We start from the raw sequence: 21,406 nt of genomic DNA on the forward strand, positions 1-21,406 counted from the left end.
GACAAAACGTTTGTGGCATCACATCCAGGAACTCTATTACGATAAGGAAGTACAATCAAAATGACGTACCATAAAATCTTTCTCGATGGCATCATGCATATGGGTGACATGCTCATGACGGCGTCTGTATTGCCTGTTTTGCGCAAACACTGTCCTGATGCGGAAATCGTATATTTAGCGACGGCAGATTTGGCCTTTGTGGCAGAGATGCTCGACGGTGTGGACCGGGTGATTCCCTATGCCTATAAGAGCGGTGGCGGCACGCGCGATGTATTTCGTATTGCCCGAAATTTGGGACGCGAGAAGTTTGACTTGGGCATCTCCCTGGACCCCCGTGAACGGGTAACACTCATGAAATGGCTTGCCCGTATGCCTGTGCGCCTCAGCATGGAACAGGGCCTGGGCTGGAAACTGGGCTGGGAAAAAATGCTATATACACAGGATCTGCCCTTACCACCAGGCTGGGAGTTTGAGGTACATAGCCTGTCAGCAAATTTTCAGCAAATGCTGCGCCTCTATTTTCACGATGCAGACAGCCAATACGTATCACCCAGGTTTAAGCCCTTTACGCAGGAGATAGAGGCTTGGTGCGCGGACTTAATGACCCGGCATCCGGCCCCAAAGCACGTTGCCTTGTGCATTCAGTCCAGTAGTCCTACGAAGGATTGGCCGGCAGAAAAGTTCAGCCATATTTGTAACTGGCTTATCGACACGTATGGTGCACGCGTATATCTGACAGGGATTCCCAGTCATGAGGCACGGGCGAAAGAAATCCTGAAAGGCATAGAACGACCTGACCAGGTTGTCGATCTCATTGGCAAATCGTCTTTCCAGCAGTTGGCCGGACTTTTGTCCCACATGGATCTTTTACTCAGTTTGGATACAGGCACGGCACACGTAGGCGGTGTGGCCGGTTGTCCCGTTATTACGCTCTTTACCCATAATTCCCCGACCCTTTATCGGGCACCGGGACCTCGTTCCCTCTGTGTCAGTGGTCATGCGCCCTGTTCGGGAAAATATGTCTGTGCCGGTCCTAAACGTTGCCCTAAAACAGACTGTGTCGATGTCCTTACTATACCCATGGTCCAAGAAGCCATAGAAAGCGTGTTGAACTGATCATGAAAACATTTGAGTCAGGTTTCTTTGCCTTAGAAAACTTTATTGCCAAGAAAGAGGACTTTAATTTTTTGCAGGATTCAGAAAGTACTCCTTGGCACATTACCTACAACGTAAACGATCCTTTTTTTACCATTATGGGCGCCTCCATCGTTTCCGTTTTAGAAAATAATCAGGATCATCCTTTAGTCTTTCATTTGTTCACCGATGGCTATAGCCAGGAAAACAGGGATAAGGTTCGTCAACTGGCAGAAAAATGGCATTGCCGCTGCATTCTATACGAGCTCAATATGGCACCCTTCGAGGATTTCCACGTCAAGGTAGCCCGCTTTTCCCGCATCACCTACGGCCGCATCTATATGCCGAAAGTTTTAAAGGATATGACAGACCGTTACGTTTACTTGGATGCTGACACCATGGTTATCGCTTCATTGGCACCTTTATTTTCCCTGGATATGACTGGCTATGCTATGGGAGCCGTTTCCGAACGGCCTAAGGATGCCGCCTATCGGGGCGAGTACCTGAAGCTGAAAAATGGAAAATATTTTAACGATGGGATTATGGTTGTCAATATTCCTGAATGGGAAAAACAGGGCATAACGGAAAAAGCTTTTTCCTTCCAAAAAGAGCCACGCGAACGCTTCCTGGGCCAAAGCCAGGATGTGCTGAACCTGACTTTTGACGGGACAAATCTTTTCCTGCCATCGGAATACAACGAATTTGGTGGTGGCCAGGATGATGAGGGGAAAGGCGTCATCATCCATTGGACAGGCCGGCGCAAGCCCTGGCAAATGGTACTCCTGCCCTTTGACCCGCAATGGAGAACATACAACGCCCTGTCGCCATGGGAAACAATAACCAATACCCTGCCCATTAAGAAACCGGAAAACTACCACGATTTCAAGCAATGGGCGAAATACCGTAAAAAAGATAGCTTCATGGAGTATATATGGGGCATGTTCTGGTATGCTTGGTTGCGGTTGCGTTACAAATTATAGAAATTTAAAAAATCCGAGATGTATGTTTTGTGAAAGCATGCATCTTGGATTTTTTTGTTTGGTAAATAACTGCGGATAAGGTATCTGAAAATAGTAACTGCTTCCGGTTACAAAGAGACTCATAGACTTTTTGATATACTGATACACAAATGTGGTATAATGTCTGTATATGTTAATAATTGGAGGAACGAAAATGAAAATCGCCATTGCCGGGACAGGCTATGTAGGCTTGTCTAACGGTTTATTATTGGCCCAGCACAACGACGTCGTCGCGCTGGACATTGATGCGGAAAAAGTAAGCAAGCTCAATCAGGGCGTTTCGCCTATTATCGATGCAGACATTTCCCGCTTTTTAGCGCGTACGGATATTCATTTTAAGGCGACGCTGGATGCAAAAGAAGCCTTTACGGATGCGTCGTTTGTCATTATTTCCACGCCGACAAACTATGATCCGAAAAAGAATTTCTTCGATACCTCTTCAGTAGAAGCAGTCATTGAAGAAGTGCTGGATATCAATCCTGATGCGGTCATGGTCATCAAGTCGACCGTTCCTGTAGGCTATACGGAAGAAATCAAAGCTCGCTATGGCACGGAAAATATCATGTTTTCGCCGGAATTTCTCCGCGAAGGCAAAGCCTTGTATGATAATCTGCATCCGTCGCGTATCGTCGTCGGTGAACGGTCAGAACGGGCTAAAACCTTTGCCCATCTCCTGGCTGCTGGCGCAGAAACTACGGATATTCCCATGCTCTTTACGGGTTCGACGGAAGCAGAAGCCATCAAGCTCTTTGCCAATACCTACCTGGCCTTACGCGTAGCCTATTTTAACGAGCTCGATTCGTATGCCGAAATCCGGGGGCTCAAGACGAGGGAAATCATCAAAGGCGTCTGTCTCGATCCGCGTATTGGCGATTTCTATAATAACCCGTCCTTCGGCTACGGCGGCTATTGTCTGCCGAAGGATACGAAGCAGCTTTTAGCCAACTATCACGATGTACCGCAAAACCTGATTTCCGCTATCGTTCAGGCAAACCGCACCCGTAAGGACCATATTGCTGATGAAATTATCGGCCGTAATCCCAAAATTGTCGGTGTCTACCGCCTGACGATGAAGCAAAATTCCGATAATTTCCGGGCGTCCGCCATTCAGGGCGTCATGAAGCGAATCAAGGCCAAAGGTATTGTCGTTGTAGTATATGAACCGGCTCTTGATGCGGACGATTTCTTTCATTCCAAGGTCATTCGCGACTTAGGTGAATTCAAAAAAATGAGCGACGTCATCATCACCAACCGCTGGGCTGATGAACTTATGGATGTGAAGGATAAAGTATATACGCGCGATCTCTTTGACCGCGATTAAGGAGGCAGGACATGGCAGACATTAAACCCTTAGATAAACAAAAGAAAGTCCTCATAACCGGTGCCGCAGGCTTCATCGGCTTCCACCTTTCCAAACGGCTTTTGGAGCAGGGCATGACCGTCATCGGTCTGGATAACGTCAATGATTATTACGCTGTGGCCCTCAAAGAAACGCGGTTGCAACTCCTCAACGATATGCCGGGCTTTACCTTCATCCAAGGCGACCTGGCCGATGCCGATACGGTGCAGCAAACCTTTGACGAACACCACCCGGACATCGTCGTCAACCTGGCCGCTCAGGCCGGTGTCCGCTATAGTATCGATAATCCCCGTTCGTACATTGATTCCAATATCATTGGTTTCTTCAATATCCTGGAAGCATGCCGCCATTTTCAGCCGGAACACCTGTTGTTTGCATCGAGCTCGTCTGTGTACGGTAATCAGAAAAAGACGCCCTTCTCGACGACGGATAACGTCGACCATCCCATCAGCCTTTACGCGGCGACGAAAAAGTCGGACGAACTCATGGCCTACACGTACAGCCACCTCTACGGCATCCCGGCCACAGGCCTGCGTTTCTTTACCGTCTACGGTCCCTTAGGCCGGCCGGACATGGCATATTTTAAATTCGCCAACAAAATCCGCCTTGGCGAAACCATCCAGATTTACAACCATGGCGACATGTACCGCGACTTTACCTACGTCGACGACATTGTCACCGGCATTGTCCGCATGCTTTGCAACCCGCCAAAAGAAAATGAACTGGGCGACAAGTACAAAGTCTACAACATCGGCAACAACCGGCCGGAAAAGCTCATGCATTTCATTGAAGTCCTGGAAGAATCTTTAGGCCATACGGCAAAAAAAGAATACCTGCCCATGCAGCCTGGCGACGTATACCAGACCTACGCCGATACGACAGAACTGGAACGGGATTTTGACTTTAAGCCCAAAACCACTATTGAAGAAGGCTTGGGGAAGTTTGCCAAGTGGTATAAAGAATATTATCGTATGTAATTTAACGAAAGGACTGCCTTGTGAGAAATTCACTTCCTCATGAGGCAGTCTTACTATACGGACCAATTATAACTGAATGTATGACATGGAAGAACAGCTCATCATGCCAGGTAACGTAATGATGATACATGTTGTAAATAACTAAATGAGAAAAGGAACAATATTGATGAATATACGAACTTTTTCGTTAGACAGAGAAAATTTCAAAGCGTTCTGCTATCTTTTAATCTTTTCGCTGGTATATGTGCTCCCTATTATTTTGGCTAATTTTTACTATATTGATGATTTAGGGCGCCTGTTAACCGGGAGAACCGGTTGGGATGGTGATGGACGACCGCTGGTTTCCTTGCTGAGCATTATTCTGAGTGACGGAAAGCCTCTGATGGACATGTCGCCATGGATACAAATCTTGGCAACGATTGTACTCGACTATGCGTTAATTTTCTTCGCGAAGAAAATCATTCCAGCTGCTTCAGCTCTGAAAATATTTGGTGTTGCCGCGTGCGGGTATTTAAATCTTTTTATGCTGGAAAATTTATCGTACAAATATGATTCACTAGGGATGATGCTTGCGCTAAGTATTTTTCTGATACTCTTTGCCTTGCCTGATTCACTTGGCAATAAAAAAATATGTCTTGCATCTTGCATTGCTGTATTGCTATCTCTTTGCCTCTATCAGGCCGCCTCTGGTGCGTATATTTCCCTGGCTATTGTAGAGTGCGTCTGGCTTCTATACACAAAAGTGAAAGGAAACGCTATTATACAACGGATATTGTTACGTGCCTTTTCAATGCTCCTAGGCGGCTTACTATATCGGTTCATTGTTGTGCCCTATTATATGTCCGATAACGGGTATGCCAGCGCTCATGTCAGCCTATTGAATCCCTTATCAGGGCAAGGGCTTCAGACATGGTATGCCAACATTAGTGCTTTTTTCTCCCTATATGTTGACTACAGTGTAACTATCGGGATCATGGGAATGTTACTGCTGTTGGTAGTATATGGTGCCTTAGGGCATATATCATGGGTGGTTTGGACGGGACGAGGGACATCAATACCTATAAAACTAGTCTCTGTTATATTCATATTGATGGTACCGTTTCTGTTACTGGGAGCAACTATTTTTACACTTACGCTTTTAAAAGAACCGGTGATCGCTCCCCGCGTAATGATTTCATTTACTGTTTTTGCTCTTTTTATGGGGCTTATGCTGTATCATGTGAGCGAAATAAAAAAAGGGTTCTATTTTTTACTCGTAGTATCACTGGCTTGTACCTTATCCTTTTCCTCATACTATGGTAATCTCCTGAAACAACAGGATAAAATAAATACTCAGGTTGCTACATATTTGGTGTATGATATCAATCAAATAGAAACGCAGAAAGGGAAAAAATTTAACGAAGTGACTTTTATTGGTACGTCACCTGAGAGCCAGGCCTTAATACTGGCAAAGAAAAAACGCCCCTTATTTAGTCGTCTGATTCCCATCTATATGAATAATAATTGGTATTGGGGAGGGCAGTATTTATCCTGCTTTAGAACCTCAACGGTAAAATTAAAAAGTGGGGGAGCGGATGCAGCAGCTATTCAGGCGCTTACGCCAGTTCGCAACAATGAGTTTTATAAATTATATGAAAAAGATAATAGCTTGATCATACAATATCTAAGCGAATGAAACTATCTGGTTATTATAGAGCTACAAAAGCGAAGAGTTTCCCTTTCTTCGGCGTAGTTCCAGTTTCCTAATTTTATTTTGGCCCCTTAGGCCGGCCGGACATGGCATACTTTAAATTTGCCAACAAGATCCGTCTCGGCAAAACCATTCAGATTTACAACCACGGCGACATGTACCAGACCTACGCCGATATGACAGAACTGGAACGGGATTTTGACTTTTAGCCGAAAACCACCATCGAAGAAGGCTTGGGGAATTTTGCCAAGTGGTATAAAGAATATTATCGTATGTTAATTTAACGATAAACTGCCTTGTGAGATATGATTTCTCATAAGGCAGTTTTTTTATGGACAGATGTATGTCTATGTAAAAAATACTTTCTGATTCATTTGTGAAGGGCAGCTGATATGCGTGACAGTGGGCCAATCAACATGATACAATGATAAGAGTTTATAAAATATATACGAAATATTTACAATTTGGAGTGGAATTAATGCAGCATGTCCTTTCTGAAAAGAAAAATGCAATCAAAAAGGCCATCATACTGATTACCGTGTATACACTGCTGGGAATACTTATTATGTCTATATCCCAACATGACTTATATTTGCGTGGCCTTAAACGTATCATAACCAGTGCCGTTCTTTGTGCGTGTGTTAGCTATTTTTGGTCATATAGTAAGCAATTCCTTGCCGTTTATGCAGGGATGACGTTTTTCTTCGCCAGTAGCATTTGGATTCGCTTTCTTGACGGCCTCACTGTACGCTCTGACACACTTCTCAGCAATCTTACCCTTGCAGGCATGTACTGGCCGGTTATCCTCCTGATATGGTTAGGTCTGGCCAAATTAGGTACCTTGACTGGTCATGTGCGAGCAGGTCGTTTTCTTTCCCGTATTTGGCTGGTCGTGACATTATTCATAGCGTGTCTGCCAAATCTTATATTGTGGGCCTATTTTGCTGTTAGTCATCACTATTTGCGGTCTGATATTGTCATGACTATTTACCAAACTAATAAAGCAGAGGCCTTAGCTTACCTGTCAATGCAGCCGGTCTTCTATTTGCTCCTAGCTGCTGTCTTGTCTGCCGCCTCAGTGGCACTTCTTTTTCACCTGGTGCATAAGGTCTGCGTAACTGCACAGACCGGAGTATCTACTAAAAGACGCGGTTGGGTTACCTTATTCTTCATTGGTCTGTTCCTCATTGCCGGGGCTAAAACATCCTGTTCCCTGGCAGACTATGAGCCATATCATATTGGCACTTCTGTACAGGATGCTATCAAAAATTATCAGGCTTTTGCAACGAATAAAGAACGGCGGATAGCAAATCTGAAAAAACTCGGATCATTGCAGACAATGTCAGGCTATAAGGGCGTGTATGTTCTCATTATTGGCGAATCAGAAACACGGGACCACATGTCTGTTTATGGTTACAGCCGTGATACGACGCCGTGGTTAAAACAATTTTCCCAAGATCCAGGGACCCTTATTTATCGTAATTCCTTTTCAAATCATGTACATACGGTACCGACACTGACGTATGCTTTAGGCGAAAAAAACCAATATAATAGAGTAGCGATGGATAATGCGTATTCGATTATAGAGGTAGCCAATGCTGCCGGGTTTGATACGTACTGGATCAGCAATCAAGAACGCTACGGTGCCTGGGATACGCCAGTAGCAGAAATTGCATCAACGGCGAAACACCAACTTTGGCTCAATGGCGAAGTGGGAGAAAGTCTAAACACTGCGTACTTGGATGAAGCATTAGCGGAAAAAGCACCGGACATTCAACACGTCAATAATGCACTTATCGTTTTTCATCTTATGGGTGAGCATGGCCGTTACGAGGATCGTTATCCTGCAGAATATGAGTATTTTCATCAAGGTAAAAACAGGAATGTTGATTGTTATGACAACGCCGTGCGTTACACTGATTACGTCCTCAGTCTCCTATACGACAAAGTAGCACATAACCCACATTTTCAGGGCTTCATCTATTTTTCTGACCACGGAGAAGAACCAGATCAGAAAAAATATCACGAAAGTACGAAGTTTACCAATCAAATGACGCACATCCCTTTGATCATGCATTTTTCAGCAGCGTATCGGACAGCGCATCCCCAGGTCTTTGCAACGCTGAAAAGCCAGGAAGAGGATTACTGGACTAATGACCTGCTGTACAATGTAATGCTGGAAATCATGGGTATCCAGGGAACTTCGCTGGTGGAACCGAATCTGACTCTGGGCAATCCGGCTTACGATCGTACGAAAGAAAATTTGCGCACTTTGCACGGTGAACGTAAACTAGAGCAATAATTTCTAAGTGATTACTAATTCCATTTGGCCCCTTAGGTTCAAGGAGTTAACAAAATTCATGGCACATCACTTCACGGATATGATATAATAAACCAGTACGTAGTCGCGCGGTAGCACGCGCGTGGGTTGAAATTATCACGATGTCGGTAAGGCATAGCCGCCCCTTGTGTGGGGCGCGGATACGAGAAAACGGGCGTCCCTGTACGGTCTTTGACTGTATGGGGACGCTTGTTTTTGTGCTATAATGAAAACAATAACGATGTGTCAATACTAAGGAGGCCTGGCTATGGAGTTACGTGTTTTGCATTATTTTCTCGCTGTCGTGCGGGAAGAAAATATATCGAAGGCAGCAGAGCTATTACATGTGACACAACCGACCTTGAGCCGGCAGATTGCCCAGCTGGAAGAGGAGCTGGGTGCGATGCTGTTTGTACGCGGGCGGCATTTGCAGCTGACGGATGCAGGGCTCATGCTGAAACGGAGGGCCGAAGAGGTGGAAGTACTCATCCAAAAAATTGACGAAGAATTTGCCCAGAAAAACGAGCTCAGTGGCGTTATTTCCATTGGCAGTGGCGGTCTTTACTCGACGCGGATTTTTCCGGAGATCCTGGCCGGCTTTCGCCAGCTCCACCCGAAGGTACGGTTCCAGCTCTACACGAACAGTGCCGAATACGTGACGGAGCAGCTCGAGCACGGCCTCCTCGATTTTGGCATGCTCTTGGAGCCTATGGATGTGACGAAATTCGATTATATTCGCATGCGTGATGCCGAACGCTGGGGCCTCCTTTTGCGTAAGAGCCATCCCTTAGCCGCTAAGCCTTATATCACGCGGGACGACCTGTTGGGCGAGCCGATTATTACTTCTAACCGCCCGGCTGTGCAACGACGCCTCCAAGCCTGGCTCGGCGATACAGTGACACACCTTGATATTTTTGCTACGTACAACATCATTACTCACGTCGTAGGCCTCGTTGATAGTGGTGTGGCCTCAGCGCTCACCATTGAAGGGGCAGTCCACCTCTTTGCTTCAGACCGCCTCGTTTTCCGTCCTCTTTATCCGGAGCTTTCCATGTCGAGCGTCTTCGTTTGGAAGCGTTTTCAGCGTAATGCCAGTGCTGCCAGTGCCTTTCTCGATTATTTCAAGGAATGCCTGAACCGTATAGAAAAGAATTGAACATAAGCATTAGACATACCTGTAGGAAATAGTAAAATAATAGCAGAAGGAAATCCAGGGAGGTGTCACTATGCGTATACAAATGGAAACAGGCGGTCATACGCTGACCATTACCCTTGCAGATAATCCGGCAGCCCGGGCCTTTTGGCAAAAATTGCCCCTCACCTTGCCCATGATGAATCTCTACGGCTGGGAGCTATGCTGCCGTTGCGGCGCCGGTACCTTGCCGGCGGAGGGCATCCCCCAGTCCCTTTGCCACGCCGGTGACCTATGCTATTGGTCGCCTGCAGGCAGTATTTCTTTTTTCTATAAGGACAGCGATGGCTGTAAGCAGGAACGAATCGGTCACACCGATGAAGGGCTCCATTTCCTTCAAGATACGTGCGACATGGACGTGACCTTCACACCGCTTCAGGAGGCAGAAAAATCATGATTCTCACAGAAACATACACGCTCACCAATGGCGTCAAGATTCCTAAACTCGGCTTAGGCACGTGGCTCCTGGATGACACCCAGGCAAGTGAAGCTACGCGTCAGGCAATTCAGCTCGGCTACCGCCTTATTGACACGGCCCAGGCCTATGGCAACGAGGCCGGCATCGGCGAAGGCGTACGCACGTGTGGCGTACCGCGGACAGATCTCTTCATTGCCAGCAAGGTCGCAGCCGAACACAAGACCTATGACAGCGCTGCTGCCTCTATCGACGGGACCTTACAAAAAATGGGCCTCGAATATTTGGACCTCATGATCATCCACAGCCCGCAGCCGTGGAAAGCCGTGAACCAATCGGCCGACCGCTACGAAGAAGGGAACCGGGAAGCCTGGCGGGCCCTGGAGGATGCCTACAAGGCAGGCAAGCTCCGCGCCATTGGCGTTTCCAATTTCCTCGAAAGCGATATTGAAAATATCCTTGCCGGCTGCCGTATCCAGCCGATGGTCAACCAGATTCTGACACATATAACGAATACCAACTTCGGCCTCATCGACTATTGCCAGCGTCACGGCATCCGCGTCGAAGCCTATTCACCTATTGCCCACGGCGAAGCACTGAAGAACGATAAGATCGCCGCCATGGCCAAGAAATACCAGGTCAGCCCGGCACAGCTTTGCCTGCGCTACGACCTGCAATTAGGCGCAGTCGTCCTGCCCAAGACGGCCAACCCGGCACATATGCAGACGAATGCCGAACTGGATTTCGTCATTGCCGATGCCGATATGGACGAACTGAAGGCCTTGCCACATATTGAAAGCTATGGTGCTGATAGCCATTTCCCTGTCTTTGGCGGGAAGTTATAATAGAGGAGGAATTTCCATGAAAAAAATTGTACAAACTGCAGGCAGAACACAGCTGGGTGAATTTGCACCCCTCTTTGCCCATCTCAACGACGACGTTCTTTTTGGTGAAGTCTGGAATGACGAAACGATCGACGTGAAGACGCGCTGTATCATTACGGTCGTCGCCCTCATGTCTTCGGGGATTACAGACAGCTCCCTCAAGTATCATCTGGAAAACGCCAAAAATCATGGCGTCACAAAGGCCGAAATCGCATCGGTCATTACGCACACGACCATGTATACGGGCTGGCCAAAGGGCTGGGCTGTATTCAACATGGCCAAGGAAATCTGGGCAGATGACACGCCGGCCCTGACAGACAAGGAAAAATACCAGCAGGAAATTTTCTTCCCCATTGGCGATCCCAACGATGCCTATGCTAAGTATTTCGTCGGCCAGAGCTATTTGGCTGCCGTTTCGACGAAACAGATTCCCATTCACAACGTAACCTTTGAACCGGCCTGCCGCAACAACTGGCACATCCATACGGCTGACGAAGGCGGCGGCCAGATGCTGATCTGTGTCGGCGGCCGTGGCTATTACCAGGAATGGGGCAAAGATGCCATCGAAATGACACCAGGCATGATCATCAACATTCCGGCTAACGTCAAACATTGGCACGGTGCCGCCCCGACGAGCTGGTTCTCCCACTTGGCCATCGAAATCGAAGGCAAGAATACGGGCAACGAATGGCTCGAACCGGTAACGGACGAACAGTACGGCAAATTGAAATAAGCAATATCAGGCCTGCGGCTGCGCACGCGCCTTTTGCAACGGATAGAACAGATTTTCTTTCCCCGTACAAAAGGACGCATCAAAACGCGTACGCAGGCCTTTTTTGCATTTTCTGCGGCCCCGGGCCTTGCTTGATTTTGGCTCTCTATACCATGTATAATAAGATATAAAGCATTTAGAATAGATACAACAGTTTTTACGTGAGGGGAGATTTATCCATGATTACTTGTAACGGCAACGGCAGCTTTGACACACTGGTTATCGGTGTGGACAAACATATGCGTGCCCTGCAGTACATACCGAAAGAAGACCAGCCGGCCTTGCGCACGTTCCTGCAAGAACGGCCGGACGTGCTGCATTATACATCACTTTATACATTCCGCAGTGCCAATGGCACAAAAGTGCACACGTACCTGCTCGTCGGTTTGGACGATAAGCCCGTACAGTATTCTACGTATGAAGATTTTCGCGTAGCCCGGCGCATTATGGCTGCTGCCATCAAGGAAAACGTACGCGAGCTGGCCTTGCTCCTTGATACGCTGGAAATGGACGCACCCTCGCTCATTGACGGCCTCTTATACCGCAATTACGAATTTATCCGCTATAAGACGCAGACCGAACCGCGTCTCGTAAAGAATATCAATCTCATTACCCAGTCCCTGCAGACGAAGGAACTGAATTCCATGTGTTATGTTTACTCGTCCGTTTACGAAGGCATTTACCTCGCCCGCGACCTGACGAATATGCCCTCGAACGACCTGTCGCCCAGAAAATTTGCAGAACTGGTACAGGAACTGTGCAAGAGCGATAAGATCCAAGTGGAATCGCTCAACAAGTGGAGCCTTGAAAAGAAGGGCATGGGTGGCATCGTCGCCGTCGGCAAGGGCAGCATGAATCCGCCCCAGCTGGTCACCATTACCTACAAGGGCGACCCGGACAATGCCAATATGCTGGGCATTGTCGGCAAAGGCATTCTCTACGATAGCGGCGGCCTTTCCTTGAAGAGCCATGCCGGTCTGGAATTCATGAAAGACGATATGGCCGGCGCAGCCACGGCCCTGGGCGTCATCCGTGCCCTGATGCTTCTCAAATATCCGGTCAACGTCGTCGCTGTCCTGCCCTTGGCAGAAAACATTCCGTCAGGCATGTCGTACCGCGTCGATGACGTCATTACCATGTATACGGGCAAGACCGTAGAAATCAAGAATACCGACGCCGAAGGACGCCTCGTTCTGGCCGACGCCGTAGCCTATGCCCAGGAGCTGGGAGCTACGCGTCTCGTCGATTTTGCCACTCTTACCGGGGCCTGCGTCACCGCCTTTGGCACGGTCCGCAGCGGCATGCTCGGCAACGACCAGGAATGGCTGAACCGCGTCTTTTCCGCAGCCGAACGGGTACACGAAAAAGTATGGCAGTTCCCGGCAGACAAGGAATACGAAGATCAGCTGAAGAGTGAAATCGCCGATATAAAGAACGTCGGCGGTCCTGCAGCCGGTGCCATTACGGCGGGCCTCTTTATCAAGCAGTTCGTCAAGGACGACGTACCTTGGATCCACTTTGATATTGCCGGCACGGCATTTAATGAAAAGAAAGATGAAACAGGCCTCTTCGGCGCAACCGGCGTGGGCATTAAGACCATTATGGAACTGCTCCGGAGCATGGCAACAAAATAACGGGGGAGTGAGGGGAAATGAAAATAGATCTGCACATGCATACCACCTGCTCAGACGGCGTCTATACACCGGAAGAGCTGACCAGTATGGCCGTACAAGCCGGCCTCGACATCATTGCTATTTCGGATCACGACACGACAGCTGCCTACAGCGGTCATGACTTTGCGCCGGGCCTTACGGTCATCAGGGCCATAGAAATGAGCAGTGAATGTGAAGACGAGGATGTCCATGTGCTGGGCTATTACATCGACCCGCACAGTCCGGAACTGACGGACTACTGCCGCCAGTTTCGCAAAAAACGCCTCCACCGGGCCTTGGAAATCGTCGACAAATGCATTGAACGGGGCTACAACCTGGACCGCAAATCGGTAGAAGATCTCCTCGACAAAGGCGGCACCGTAGGCCGGCCCCACATTGCCCGCATGCTCGTCGACGGCGGCTATTGCCCTGACGTAAAGACCGCCTTCGATACGCTCTTGTATCGCGGCGGCCCTGTCTACGTGCCCTACAAACGCTGGTCCATTGACGAATGCATCGGCCTTATTCACGCCGCCGGTGGCGTTGCTGTCCTGGCCCATCCCGGCCTCCTCAAGCATACACTCAGCCAGGTCCTGGCCCATCCCTTTGACGGTATCGAAGTATTTCATCCCAACAACCGCGGCCGCTTCGATGAATTCCTCGCCCTGGCCCACAAGCACCACTGGCTCATCAGCGGCGGCTCTGACTTCCACGGCGTATCAGGCCGTTTCCCTGAAACGCTCGGTCTCTTTTCTGTCCAGGAACAACAGGTAGCAGATTTCCTGGCTTTAGGAAAAAAGAAGGGGATTTTATGAAATGTATCGGTTTTATCGGTCCCAGCGGCACCGGCAAAAGCCATCACGCCTTAGTCGTTGCCCACGATTATAATATCGACTGTATCATCGATGACGGCCTCCTTATTTACCACAATAAGATCGTCGTCGGCCACTCAGCCAAGGAAGAAAACAACCGCATGCAGGCCGTGCGCCGGGCCATCTTTTTCTATCCCGACCACGCCGCCTCCGTACGGCAGGCCTTAGCAAAGATCGCGCCGGACCAGCTCCTCATATTGGGCACATCCAAGCACATGATCCACCGCATCTGCGAAGCCCTGCACCTGCCGGAAGCAAACCAGTTCATTCACATCGAAGACGTCTCGTCAGCAGCAGAAATCGCCAAAGCCCGGGAAATCCGCAATAAAGAAGGCAAACACATCATTCCCGTGCCGACGATGGAACTGAAATCCCACTTCCACGGCTACCTCTTAGACCCCATCCGGGCCCTCCTGCGCGGCAAAGGCGGCAAAAAAGAAGGCGACGTAGAACAATCCGTCGTCCGTCCCGTCTTCAGCTACTACGGCAAACTCGTCTTCTCCGACGACGTCCTCTTTGCCATCGTACGCCACTGCCTAAGCCAAATCAAAGGCATAGCCCGCGTAAACCGCGTCAAAGTAGCCAAAAACTACGAAACCGATCATAACGGCCTGGCCATCATCCTGACCATCACCGTCTACTACGGCGAAAGCCTGAAACAACTCATGCGCACCATCAAAGACCAAGTCCAGCACGACATAGAATACATGACCGGCATGTCCGTCGACGTGATGAAAATAACCGTACGCGGCATTGCAACAAAGTAAACAGACATATGCTTGTCCCGTGAAGAACGAAAGAATAGGGGACAAGCATATTTTTTTCGTACATCCTTGTTGATAATAAAATATGTATACAAAATAATTTCGATATGATATAATATTAGAAAACGAACGTATGTTGTAAAAACAAAATAAGTGCGAAGTACAGTCATACAAAAAAATTCTAGACCTCTCGCACTATATATTGAATGAGGCTCAGAAACATTCGACACTTTGAAATGAGGAAAAAATAAGAGATTAGTATGGGGGTTCGCGGAAACAGGTTAAGGAAATGGTTGATAACCCCGTCTGATTGGAGGCAGTCGCATCCCTTGCGGGTGCGTGGATTGAAATTTTGGTAATGGTAAAATCTCAAGGTAACTTCCAGTAGACGTAGAATGCTGAAGTTACCTTGGGAAATCGATGATAACGCATAAGAAAAAACGCTGAAAACGGCCTCGTTTTCTTAATTACCTAAATTTGGGCATAGCAAACAGACCTTGAGAAAAAGCTTCTCAAAGTAACTTCCAGTGCATCTGAATTTAGTCTGAGAAATATTCGTTGCCCATTACGACTATTTGCGCTATACTATAAGTACTTACTGATGGTCCTTTATGCTTTTTAAAAGCAAAGGACTCTGAATAACTTCCTTGAGCGGTATTGGGTCTAGTTCAACTTTTGTGGTTGGGCTAGACCCTTTCTTGTGGTCACGCTGTTTACAGTTTTGTGGTTTCGCTGGATACATTTTGTGGTTGACCTAGACCATGTTTGTGGTCAAAAGGCCTCGGCACCCACGCTCGTTGTCAAGGCCTTTTAAATTAGAAGGTATATGTGTCTTCTTTATTCAGACAGTATAAAATACGATTCCTGGTCCTTTTAAAATTACGAAAGCCATTAGCATTGTCCAATAAACGTTGTACTTGACGATTTTTTGATTCAATATGGCTGTTGTTGATTCGACGGCCATGTACGATGATAAACGAATTTACGATTTCTTGTTTCCAGTTGGAAAGCACGGTATAGAATTCATCGTATTCACGAATCTGTGAGTCTGCAAACTTAAGAAGTAGTGCATCCAGCTGACGTTCGGCATTTTCAAACGAGGCTGTTTCATTGAAGGTAATATATACCTCTTTTAATTCATACGCTTTTTTTAGTTCGGGGAAATGACTGAATAGCAATGTTTGGATACCCCGAAGATTGATGTATCGTTTTAACCGTCTGTTATATCTAGCTTTGTTATCCAGCACCACGTTATGGTTTAGTACGAATCTAAATTTGATTAATAAATACGCCAGGACAGGGTCTGCTGTTTCCCTACGGCATTTCAGTCGAACTGCATTAAAATCTTTGGTGAGATGTTGAAGTACATGGAAACTATCCGCACAGATGATGGCCTTCGGGCAGTATGACTGAAAGACAGATCGAAACGATTCAGACATATCGATGGAAAAATATTTGATGCGATCCAACTCACTGGTGTGAGTTTCATCAGAATACGTTTCATGTTTAATATGACTGAGATAATAGAGAAGATACGATTTCTTGCGGTCGGGAAGCACATCAATAATGACACCCGTATCAAAATCCATGAGGAGACAGCAGTAAAGCGAATCGTAGTTGGAATCCGGCAGATAATGCTCATCGAGAGAAAAAATTTCAGGCAAAGGCTTTCGTGCAATTTGGACATGCCTGTCAAAAATACAGAGAGCCATCGCCTTAGATATGTGATTCCGATTGGCTGCGAGGGTATAGGTGATTTCCGGATGTTTAAGATCTTGTAATACTTTGAGTTTGGTTTCGTGAGGAATCCCTTCATGTGAGCACGTGAAGGAATTCGGTTCATTGAACGTACTCTGACAGGTATTGCAGCGGTATCTGCGCTGGAGATACAGGATGGTACATGGCCTGTTTATGAGCGTGGAATGAGTGAGTTTACGGGAATAGTATCCATGAATATGCACCTGTCCGTTACAATACGGGCAGGTGCAATGTGCGTCAACAAGGCGGATTTTAATGATCATGGAACCGTCGGATTGGCTGAATGTGAGTAATTCTTGAATTTGTTCGGATTTGATGTTCAACATATTTGTGATAAACTGATCTAGAGACATATAGTCTTTCCTCCTTCTTAGAAATGGATGGGTGATACTTTCATTCTAAGGAGGAGCTTTTTTATTGCAAGGGACGGACCACAAAGTGTAAACAGCCCCACCACAAAGTGTGACTAGGATGACCACATAAAATGGACTAGGAAAACAGACCACAAAAATTGGACTAGGGGTAACCACACCAAAAAAATTGGACTAATGCCTTTTTCTTTTCCTGTTACAAAAAAATACCGTAAGTATCGGAAAATACGATGGGTTTGTCCTGATTCCTTATGATACAATACAATCAAATGACGGAAGCGAAGGCTGTGAGCAGCATATATATTATGGGAAATCCTTGAAGGATGGAGGCAATCTATGCGTTTCGATGATTTCATGTCTGAGAAATGCAGGGACTGGTATATTGCTACGCTTGTTGATGCGGATGCGGAAGCTTACAAGACGATTAGCCATTTGAAGCTATTTTCTGATGGCTGATGCTATATAGGATACATCTGGGAATGCCTGAAAATATCTCATCAGATTCGTTGGCCTGAAATCCTGACTTATGCGGACATCCTAAAGGAAGTTTTTGGGTTTTGGGATATCCACACGTGTGAGAGAATATGGATTCCTGATTATTGGGAATTTACTAAGCAGGTGTGTCTAGCCATGAATTTTACTAACTTATGCGAAAATAGATCGTTCCTGCCTGAAGATAGCTACATTTTTGACAGGTCTTTTGCCTGGGTTATAGCCTGTACCCATGAAACGGATTGGCAAGACCAGCCGCTTTTCTTGCAATCGGGAGTTATTAGATGAAGAAGATAACAGTGTCCTATGCGATGCTGTAGTTGGGCACAAGACTTGCTGCCGGAAGGCGATGAGACAATGTAAAAAAATGGCAGGAGATTACTGATGGCATGCATTTTCAAGGGGAGGATAGCATGAGGAAATCCATCGATAGAGTTCGCCTTGGCATACTTATACTCATAAGCTTTGCTGCACTTATGATGCGGTTGGGTGATATTGCTTCGTTTATCTTCGATCCGGATGGAAAAGAAATCGATAGAATGTTAGTGACACAGGCAACTCAGATTGACCTGACTGCTGACTATAAGCAAGAACGGACTTTAGCCTCAGACAGAGGCGGCATACATTCTTTGCGGCTTATTTACAAAAGCGAGAATCCGGTGAAGGAAGCTGAGATTATAGAATCCCTTGAAGGAATGGGATTTCAGGTAAAACACAAACGGATTGAAAGTACCATAGAGGATACACATTATGTAACTGTATTAGAAAACGACACGTATGCTTGTGTTGTTAAGGTAACTGATGAGCATGATTTCAGCCTAAGCTATTATTATAAAACACCAGTAGAACGCTTATTTGGAGCAAGGTATTAAGCGTATGCGCAACAGAGAAGCCCGGATAAAGGGACAGAGTGAATTATGTGCCATTGACGATATTGAGCAGCCGGTCATGATGAGAATCGTAGAATGAGGAAGGCCGGACATTACCTGCTTGGTAGAACGTCCTGACGAAGGAGATGAGTGCCATGGAGTACGTAAGGCTTTTGCTGTCAAATCAGGCCGGTGCGGCAGCGGTGTGGAAACTCGTAGCTGCTGGCATTGCCATGGCGATTTTCCTTTTTGGCCTTGGAATAAGAGTGCTGAAAGAAAATAAAGGTTTCAATGATATAGAACGAAAATGCAAAATAAGTGCCTATTTCTTCGTATTGGCTGGCTCCTTGATCATGTATGGTGCCATGTGGGAACGCATTCAATCTATCTTTACGTTACTCAGCGGCTGCGGTTTTATGGGAATAGGGATAATCCTCTTTGGCTATGGTGTAAAATGGGAAAAAGAAACAATGGGAAGCGACGGTCTGAAATATCGGATTCCCTATAAGACGTTTTTGGTTCTGGGTTGGACCGTTGTCCTATTGACAAGCTTTCTTGGTGCATGTCTTTTTGTGAAGCAACAATGAGCATCTATTCGCCTGCATATACGCCGAAATTATGGCCACGGATTGTGGGCTATGACGAATAACAGGGGCGCTTTCTTGTTTTTGATTGACAAAGATAACCTGACTATATTGGGAAATGTTGAAAAATTGGCCTGTTCATTTCGAACCGGCCTTCTTTGAAATCTTTTCCTTGACAGGTCGTGTCTGGTAGCTTATAATGTAAAAGTCGTAGCATGCACAAGTGGCTATGAAGATAAGCCGCATGAAGAGGCATTTAAGTCCGCAAGGCGCCGTATTCAGCGAGTATATTGATGAGGAGGTGTCACTATGTACGCTATTATCAAAACGGGCGGAAAACAGTATCGTGTTCAGGAAGGCGACAAAATCTTTGTTGAAAAACTCACTAACGATGTTGATTCCGAAGTAGTATTCGATCAGGTATTGGCAGTTGTAAATGACGGGGATGTTAAAGTTGGTTCTCCTGTTGTTGAAGGTGCTAAGGTTACTGGCAAAGTACTCGAACAGGGCAAGGAAAAGAAGATCCTCGTGTTCAAATACAAAGCTAAGTCCGATTACCGTCGTCGTCAGGGCCATCGTCAGCCTTTCACTAAGGTTGTCATCGAAAAAATCGAAGGCTAATGATTACCATTACCTTACAGTATGATAAAAACAACCGGCTCAGCGGCTTTCAGATTCGTGGTCATGCAGACTACGATGAAAGCGGTAGTGATATTGTTTGTGCTGCCGTCTCTGTACTGGCACAGACAGCGCTTTTGGGTCTGCTGGAATATGCAGGCGAGGAAAGCATCACGTATGGGCAGGATGATGGATTTTTATCCGTACATGTGAAGAAATCCGTACCGGAGGCTGAAGTTATTCTTCATACGATGGTACTGGGTCTACAGGAAATTGTGCGTCAATACGGCGAATACGTCGCATTCGGCACATAACGTCAGGAGGTGAACGAAATGTTCAATTTTGATTTGCAGCTGTTCGCTCATAAAAAAGGTGTAGGCAGCACGCGTAACGGCCGTGACAGTGAATCCAAACGTCTTGGTGTCAAATGCCATGACGGTGTTATTGTTAAAGCCGGCAACATCATCGTTCGCCAGCGCGGCACTCACTTCCATCCGGGCACTAACGTAGGCATCGGCAAAGATGACACGTTATTTGCTTTGGCTGCTGGTAAAGTTGCTTTTGAACGTGCTGGCCGATATAACCGGAAAGTCAGCATCTATCCGGTTGAAGCTGAAGCTTAATTGCATGATACCACGAATCCCTGCGGAGTTATCTCTGCAGGGATTTTTTTGATTCTCTTCATTTCAGCCTGTTTTGCGATATATGCACAAACGGCATAGGGAATGATACGTTATTTTTTTCACAAAAGTTGAAAAATGTATTGTCACGAGAGGACAAGTGTGTTACACTATCCACAGTGCCAAAACGTCATGACAGACGGGGCTGGTCGGTATCGTAGCGAGCTGAACCACTGCCTCCATGATGAAAAGAGCACAGATATACTGGGTTGTTCGACTTGCATTCCCGCATAGGGGAGTGAGAACGGAGGAATTTCAAATGAATAAAGCAAAAGCATTACCGTATCAGCAAAATACTTTTATGAGTGTACGTCAGTTGGTTGTGGCCGCCTTATTGTCGGCTATTACGATTTTCTTGGGTATGACAGGCTATGGCTTCATTCCCTTGATTATCATGAACGCAACGATTCTTCATATTCCTACGATTATCGGCAGCATTACAGCCGGCCGCCGCGTCGGTATGATCGTCGGTTTTATGTTTGGTGTTTTCTCGTTTGTCCGTACCCTGCAGGCACCGAGCGCACTCATGCTCTTTGCCGTACAGTACAACGTCGTTGCTGACGCCGTTATCTGTATTGTGCCGCGTATCCTCATTGGTGTTATTGCCTATGAACTCTATAAACACTTAAAGCTGCGTGAACCTGTCCGTGTGGCTACGACAGCCGTCGCTACGACCATTTGCCACACCGTCCTGTTCCTCGGCTCCTTTACCGCTCTCGTCGGAGTGCCTTATGCAGAAGCTCAAGGTATTCCTTTTATGAATGTCATCAACATCATGGCCGGTATTACCGTCGTCAACGGTATCCCGGAAGCCATTGTCTCAGGCCTCATCGTAACGCCGATCGTCATGGCCCTCCACCGTGCCGGACTCAAAGCAAATTAAGAATGTATAGCATAGCCAGCCTGGTTTATTGCCGGGCTGGTTTTTTGTTGTGACTGCCGGGGCGGCCTCTCTCCCTCGCGGCACAAGTCTCTATTCACTT

Annotated in this window: 21 protein-coding genes; 20 read left to right on the forward strand and 1 reads right to left on the reverse strand. The window is 46.9% G+C overall.

Annotation, left to right across the window (positions count from 1 at the left end):
• Positions 1-60 precede the first annotated feature (60 nt).
• From H8J70_RS03925 to H8J70_RS03990, 14 genes are all read left to right on the forward strand, one after another.
• The gene (locus H8J70_RS03925) at positions 61-1,116 is read left to right on the forward strand and encodes a glycosyltransferase family 9 protein (protein ID WP_186502559.1); all 1,056 of its coding nucleotides are present in this window, start codon (positions 61-63) and stop codon (positions 1,114-1,116) included.
• Between the two features lie 71 nt (positions 1,117-1,187).
• A complete protein-coding gene (locus tag H8J70_RS03930) occupies positions 1,188-2,114 on the forward strand; it encodes a glycosyltransferase family 8 protein (RefSeq protein ID WP_246415258.1) in 927 nt (308 codons plus the stop codon).
• A gap of 193 nt (positions 2,115-2,307) precedes the next feature.
• Positions 2,308-3,474, forward strand: a complete 1,167-nt coding sequence (locus H8J70_RS03935; protein WP_186502561.1) for a nucleotide sugar dehydrogenase — start codon at positions 2,308-2,310, stop codon at positions 3,472-3,474.
• Between the two features lie 11 nt (positions 3,475-3,485).
• On the forward strand, positions 3,486-4,490 hold the full coding sequence (locus tag H8J70_RS03940) for an NAD-dependent epimerase (RefSeq protein WP_186502562.1): 1,005 nt from the start codon (positions 3,486-3,488) through the stop codon (positions 4,488-4,490).
• Between the two features lie 166 nt (positions 4,491-4,656).
• A complete protein-coding gene (locus tag H8J70_RS03945; RefSeq protein ID WP_222433571.1) occupies positions 4,657-6,165 on the forward strand; it encodes a glucosyltransferase domain-containing protein in 1,509 nt (502 codons plus the stop codon).
• A 101-nt stretch (positions 6,166-6,266) separates the two neighbouring features.
• Positions 6,267-6,389: a hypothetical protein gene (locus tag H8J70_RS12680; protein WP_281386249.1), complete on the forward strand. Its 123-nt coding sequence runs from the start codon at positions 6,267-6,269 to the stop codon at positions 6,387-6,389.
• A gap of 269 nt (positions 6,390-6,658) precedes the next feature.
• Positions 6,659-8,482: a phosphoethanolamine transferase gene (locus H8J70_RS03955; protein ID WP_222433572.1), complete on the forward strand. Its 1,824-nt coding sequence runs from the start codon at positions 6,659-6,661 to the stop codon at positions 8,480-8,482.
• 286 nt (positions 8,483-8,768) lie between these two features.
• Positions 8,769-9,656 carry a LysR family transcriptional regulator gene (locus H8J70_RS03960; protein WP_186502565.1) on the forward strand — a complete coding sequence of 296 codons (888 nt, stop codon included), beginning with the start codon at positions 8,769-8,771 and terminating at the stop codon, positions 9,654-9,656.
• A 70-nt stretch (positions 9,657-9,726) separates the two neighbouring features.
• Positions 9,727-10,089: a cyclophilin-like fold protein gene (locus H8J70_RS03965; protein ID WP_186502566.1), complete on the forward strand. Its 363-nt coding sequence runs from the start codon at positions 9,727-9,729 to the stop codon at positions 10,087-10,089.
• Positions 10,086-10,952, forward strand: a complete 867-nt coding sequence (locus H8J70_RS03970) for an aldo/keto reductase (protein WP_186502567.1) — start codon at positions 10,086-10,088, stop codon at positions 10,950-10,952. The genes H8J70_RS03965 and H8J70_RS03970 overlap by 4 nt, the downstream gene beginning before the upstream one ends.
• 16 nt (positions 10,953-10,968) lie before the next feature.
• Complete coding sequence (locus tag H8J70_RS03975; protein WP_186502568.1) at positions 10,969-11,724, forward strand: carboxymuconolactone decarboxylase family protein; 756 nt, start codon at positions 10,969-10,971, stop codon at positions 11,722-11,724.
• Positions 11,725-11,942: 218 nt separating this feature from the next.
• Positions 11,943-13,397 carry a leucyl aminopeptidase gene (locus tag H8J70_RS03980; RefSeq protein WP_186502569.1) on the forward strand — a complete coding sequence of 485 codons (1,455 nt, stop codon included), beginning with the start codon at positions 11,943-11,945 and terminating at the stop codon, positions 13,395-13,397.
• Between the two features lie 17 nt (positions 13,398-13,414).
• On the forward strand, positions 13,415-14,230 hold the full coding sequence (locus H8J70_RS03985) for a PHP domain-containing protein (RefSeq protein WP_186502570.1): 816 nt from the start codon (positions 13,415-13,417) through the stop codon (positions 14,228-14,230).
• Positions 14,227-15,054 (forward strand): Asp23/Gls24 family envelope stress response protein, encoded by an 828-nt coding sequence (locus tag H8J70_RS03990; protein ID WP_186502571.1) that lies wholly within the window; start codon positions 14,227-14,229, stop codon positions 15,052-15,054. The genes H8J70_RS03985 and H8J70_RS03990 overlap by 4 nt, the downstream gene beginning before the upstream one ends.
• An 812-nt stretch (positions 15,055-15,866) precedes the next feature.
• Here the strand turns inward: H8J70_RS03990 and H8J70_RS03995 are convergent.
• A complete protein-coding gene (locus tag H8J70_RS03995) occupies positions 15,867-17,162 on the reverse strand; it encodes an ISL3 family transposase (protein WP_186502572.1) in 1,296 nt (431 codons plus the stop codon).
• Positions 17,163-18,085: 923 nt separating this feature from the next.
• On the opposite strand from H8J70_RS03995, the gene H8J70_RS04000 reads away from it, so the two are divergent.
• From H8J70_RS04000 to H8J70_RS04025, 6 genes are all read left to right on the forward strand, one after another.
• Complete coding sequence (locus H8J70_RS04000; RefSeq protein WP_186502573.1) at positions 18,086-18,544, forward strand: hypothetical protein; 459 nt, start codon at positions 18,086-18,088, stop codon at positions 18,542-18,544.
• 152 nt (positions 18,545-18,696) lie between these two features.
• Complete coding sequence (locus tag H8J70_RS04005) at positions 18,697-19,128, forward strand: hypothetical protein (protein ID WP_186502574.1); 432 nt, start codon at positions 18,697-18,699, stop codon at positions 19,126-19,128.
• A gap of 306 nt (positions 19,129-19,434) precedes the next feature.
• Complete coding sequence (gene rplU / locus H8J70_RS04010; protein WP_186502575.1) at positions 19,435-19,746, forward strand: 50S ribosomal protein L21; 312 nt, start codon at positions 19,435-19,437, stop codon at positions 19,744-19,746.
• The gene (locus H8J70_RS04015; protein WP_186502576.1) at positions 19,746-20,057 is read left to right on the forward strand and encodes a ribosomal-processing cysteine protease Prp; all 312 of its coding nucleotides are present in this window, start codon (positions 19,746-19,748) and stop codon (positions 20,055-20,057) included. The genes rplU and H8J70_RS04015 overlap by 1 nt, the downstream gene beginning before the upstream one ends.
• Positions 20,058-20,075: 18 nt before the next feature.
• Positions 20,076-20,366 (forward strand): 50S ribosomal protein L27, encoded by a 291-nt coding sequence (gene rpmA / locus H8J70_RS04020; protein WP_186502577.1) that lies wholly within the window; start codon positions 20,076-20,078, stop codon positions 20,364-20,366.
• Between the two features lie 358 nt (positions 20,367-20,724).
• Positions 20,725-21,306, forward strand: a complete 582-nt coding sequence (locus tag H8J70_RS04025; RefSeq protein ID WP_246415259.1) for an ECF transporter S component — start codon at positions 20,725-20,727, stop codon at positions 21,304-21,306.
• The last annotated feature ends 100 nt before the right edge of the window (positions 21,307-21,406 follow it).

The organism is Megasphaera hominis, from assembly GCF_014269395.1.
Lineage (GTDB): Bacteria > Bacillota > Negativicutes > Veillonellales > Megasphaeraceae > Megasphaera > Megasphaera hominis.

Excerpts from the sequence above, each read along its gene's own strand:
- H8J70_RS04025 (WP_246415259.1), top strand. The coding sequence starts at position 20,725 with ATGAGTGTACGTCAGTTGGTTGTGGCCGCCTTATTGTCGGCTATTACG.
- H8J70_RS03995 (WP_186502572.1), bottom strand. The coding sequence starts at position 17,162 with ATGTCTCTAGATCAGTTTATCACAAATATGTTGAACATCAAATCCGAA.
- H8J70_RS04000 (WP_186502573.1), top strand. The coding sequence starts at position 18,086 with ATGAGGAAATCCATCGATAGAGTTCGCCTTGGCATACTTATACTCATA.
- rplU (WP_186502575.1), top strand. The coding sequence starts at position 19,435 with ATGTACGCTATTATCAAAACGGGCGGAAAACAGTATCGTGTTCAGGAA.
- H8J70_RS03985 (WP_186502570.1), top strand. The coding sequence starts at position 13,415 with ATGAAAATAGATCTGCACATGCATACCACCTGCTCAGACGGCGTCTAT.
- H8J70_RS03965 (WP_186502566.1), top strand. The coding sequence starts at position 9,727 with ATGCGTATACAAATGGAAACAGGCGGTCATACGCTGACCATTACCCTT.
- H8J70_RS04015 (WP_186502576.1), top strand. The coding sequence starts at position 19,746 with ATGATTACCATTACCTTACAGTATGATAAAAACAACCGGCTCAGCGGC.
- H8J70_RS03940 (WP_186502562.1), top strand. The coding sequence starts at position 3,486 with ATGGCAGACATTAAACCCTTAGATAAACAAAAGAAAGTCCTCATAACC.
- H8J70_RS03975 (WP_186502568.1), top strand. The coding sequence starts at position 10,969 with ATGAAAAAAATTGTACAAACTGCAGGCAGAACACAGCTGGGTGAATTT.
- H8J70_RS04005 (WP_186502574.1), top strand. The coding sequence starts at position 18,697 with ATGGAGTACGTAAGGCTTTTGCTGTCAAATCAGGCCGGTGCGGCAGCG.
- H8J70_RS03925 (WP_186502559.1), top strand. The coding sequence starts at position 61 with ATGACGTACCATAAAATCTTTCTCGATGGCATCATGCATATGGGTGAC.
- H8J70_RS03990 (WP_186502571.1), top strand. The coding sequence starts at position 14,227 with ATGAAATGTATCGGTTTTATCGGTCCCAGCGGCACCGGCAAAAGCCAT.
- rpmA (WP_186502577.1), top strand. The coding sequence starts at position 20,076 with ATGTTCAATTTTGATTTGCAGCTGTTCGCTCATAAAAAAGGTGTAGGC.
- H8J70_RS12680 (WP_281386249.1), top strand. The coding sequence starts at position 6,267 with ATGGCATACTTTAAATTTGCCAACAAGATCCGTCTCGGCAAAACCATT.
- H8J70_RS03960 (WP_186502565.1), top strand. The coding sequence starts at position 8,769 with ATGGAGTTACGTGTTTTGCATTATTTTCTCGCTGTCGTGCGGGAAGAA.
- H8J70_RS03935 (WP_186502561.1), top strand. The coding sequence starts at position 2,308 with ATGAAAATCGCCATTGCCGGGACAGGCTATGTAGGCTTGTCTAACGGT.
- H8J70_RS03955 (WP_222433572.1), top strand. The coding sequence starts at position 6,659 with ATGCAGCATGTCCTTTCTGAAAAGAAAAATGCAATCAAAAAGGCCATC.
- H8J70_RS03980 (WP_186502569.1), top strand. The coding sequence starts at position 11,943 with ATGATTACTTGTAACGGCAACGGCAGCTTTGACACACTGGTTATCGGT.
- H8J70_RS03970 (WP_186502567.1), top strand. The coding sequence starts at position 10,086 with ATGATTCTCACAGAAACATACACGCTCACCAATGGCGTCAAGATTCCT.
- H8J70_RS03945 (WP_222433571.1), top strand. The coding sequence starts at position 4,657 with ATGAATATACGAACTTTTTCGTTAGACAGAGAAAATTTCAAAGCGTTC.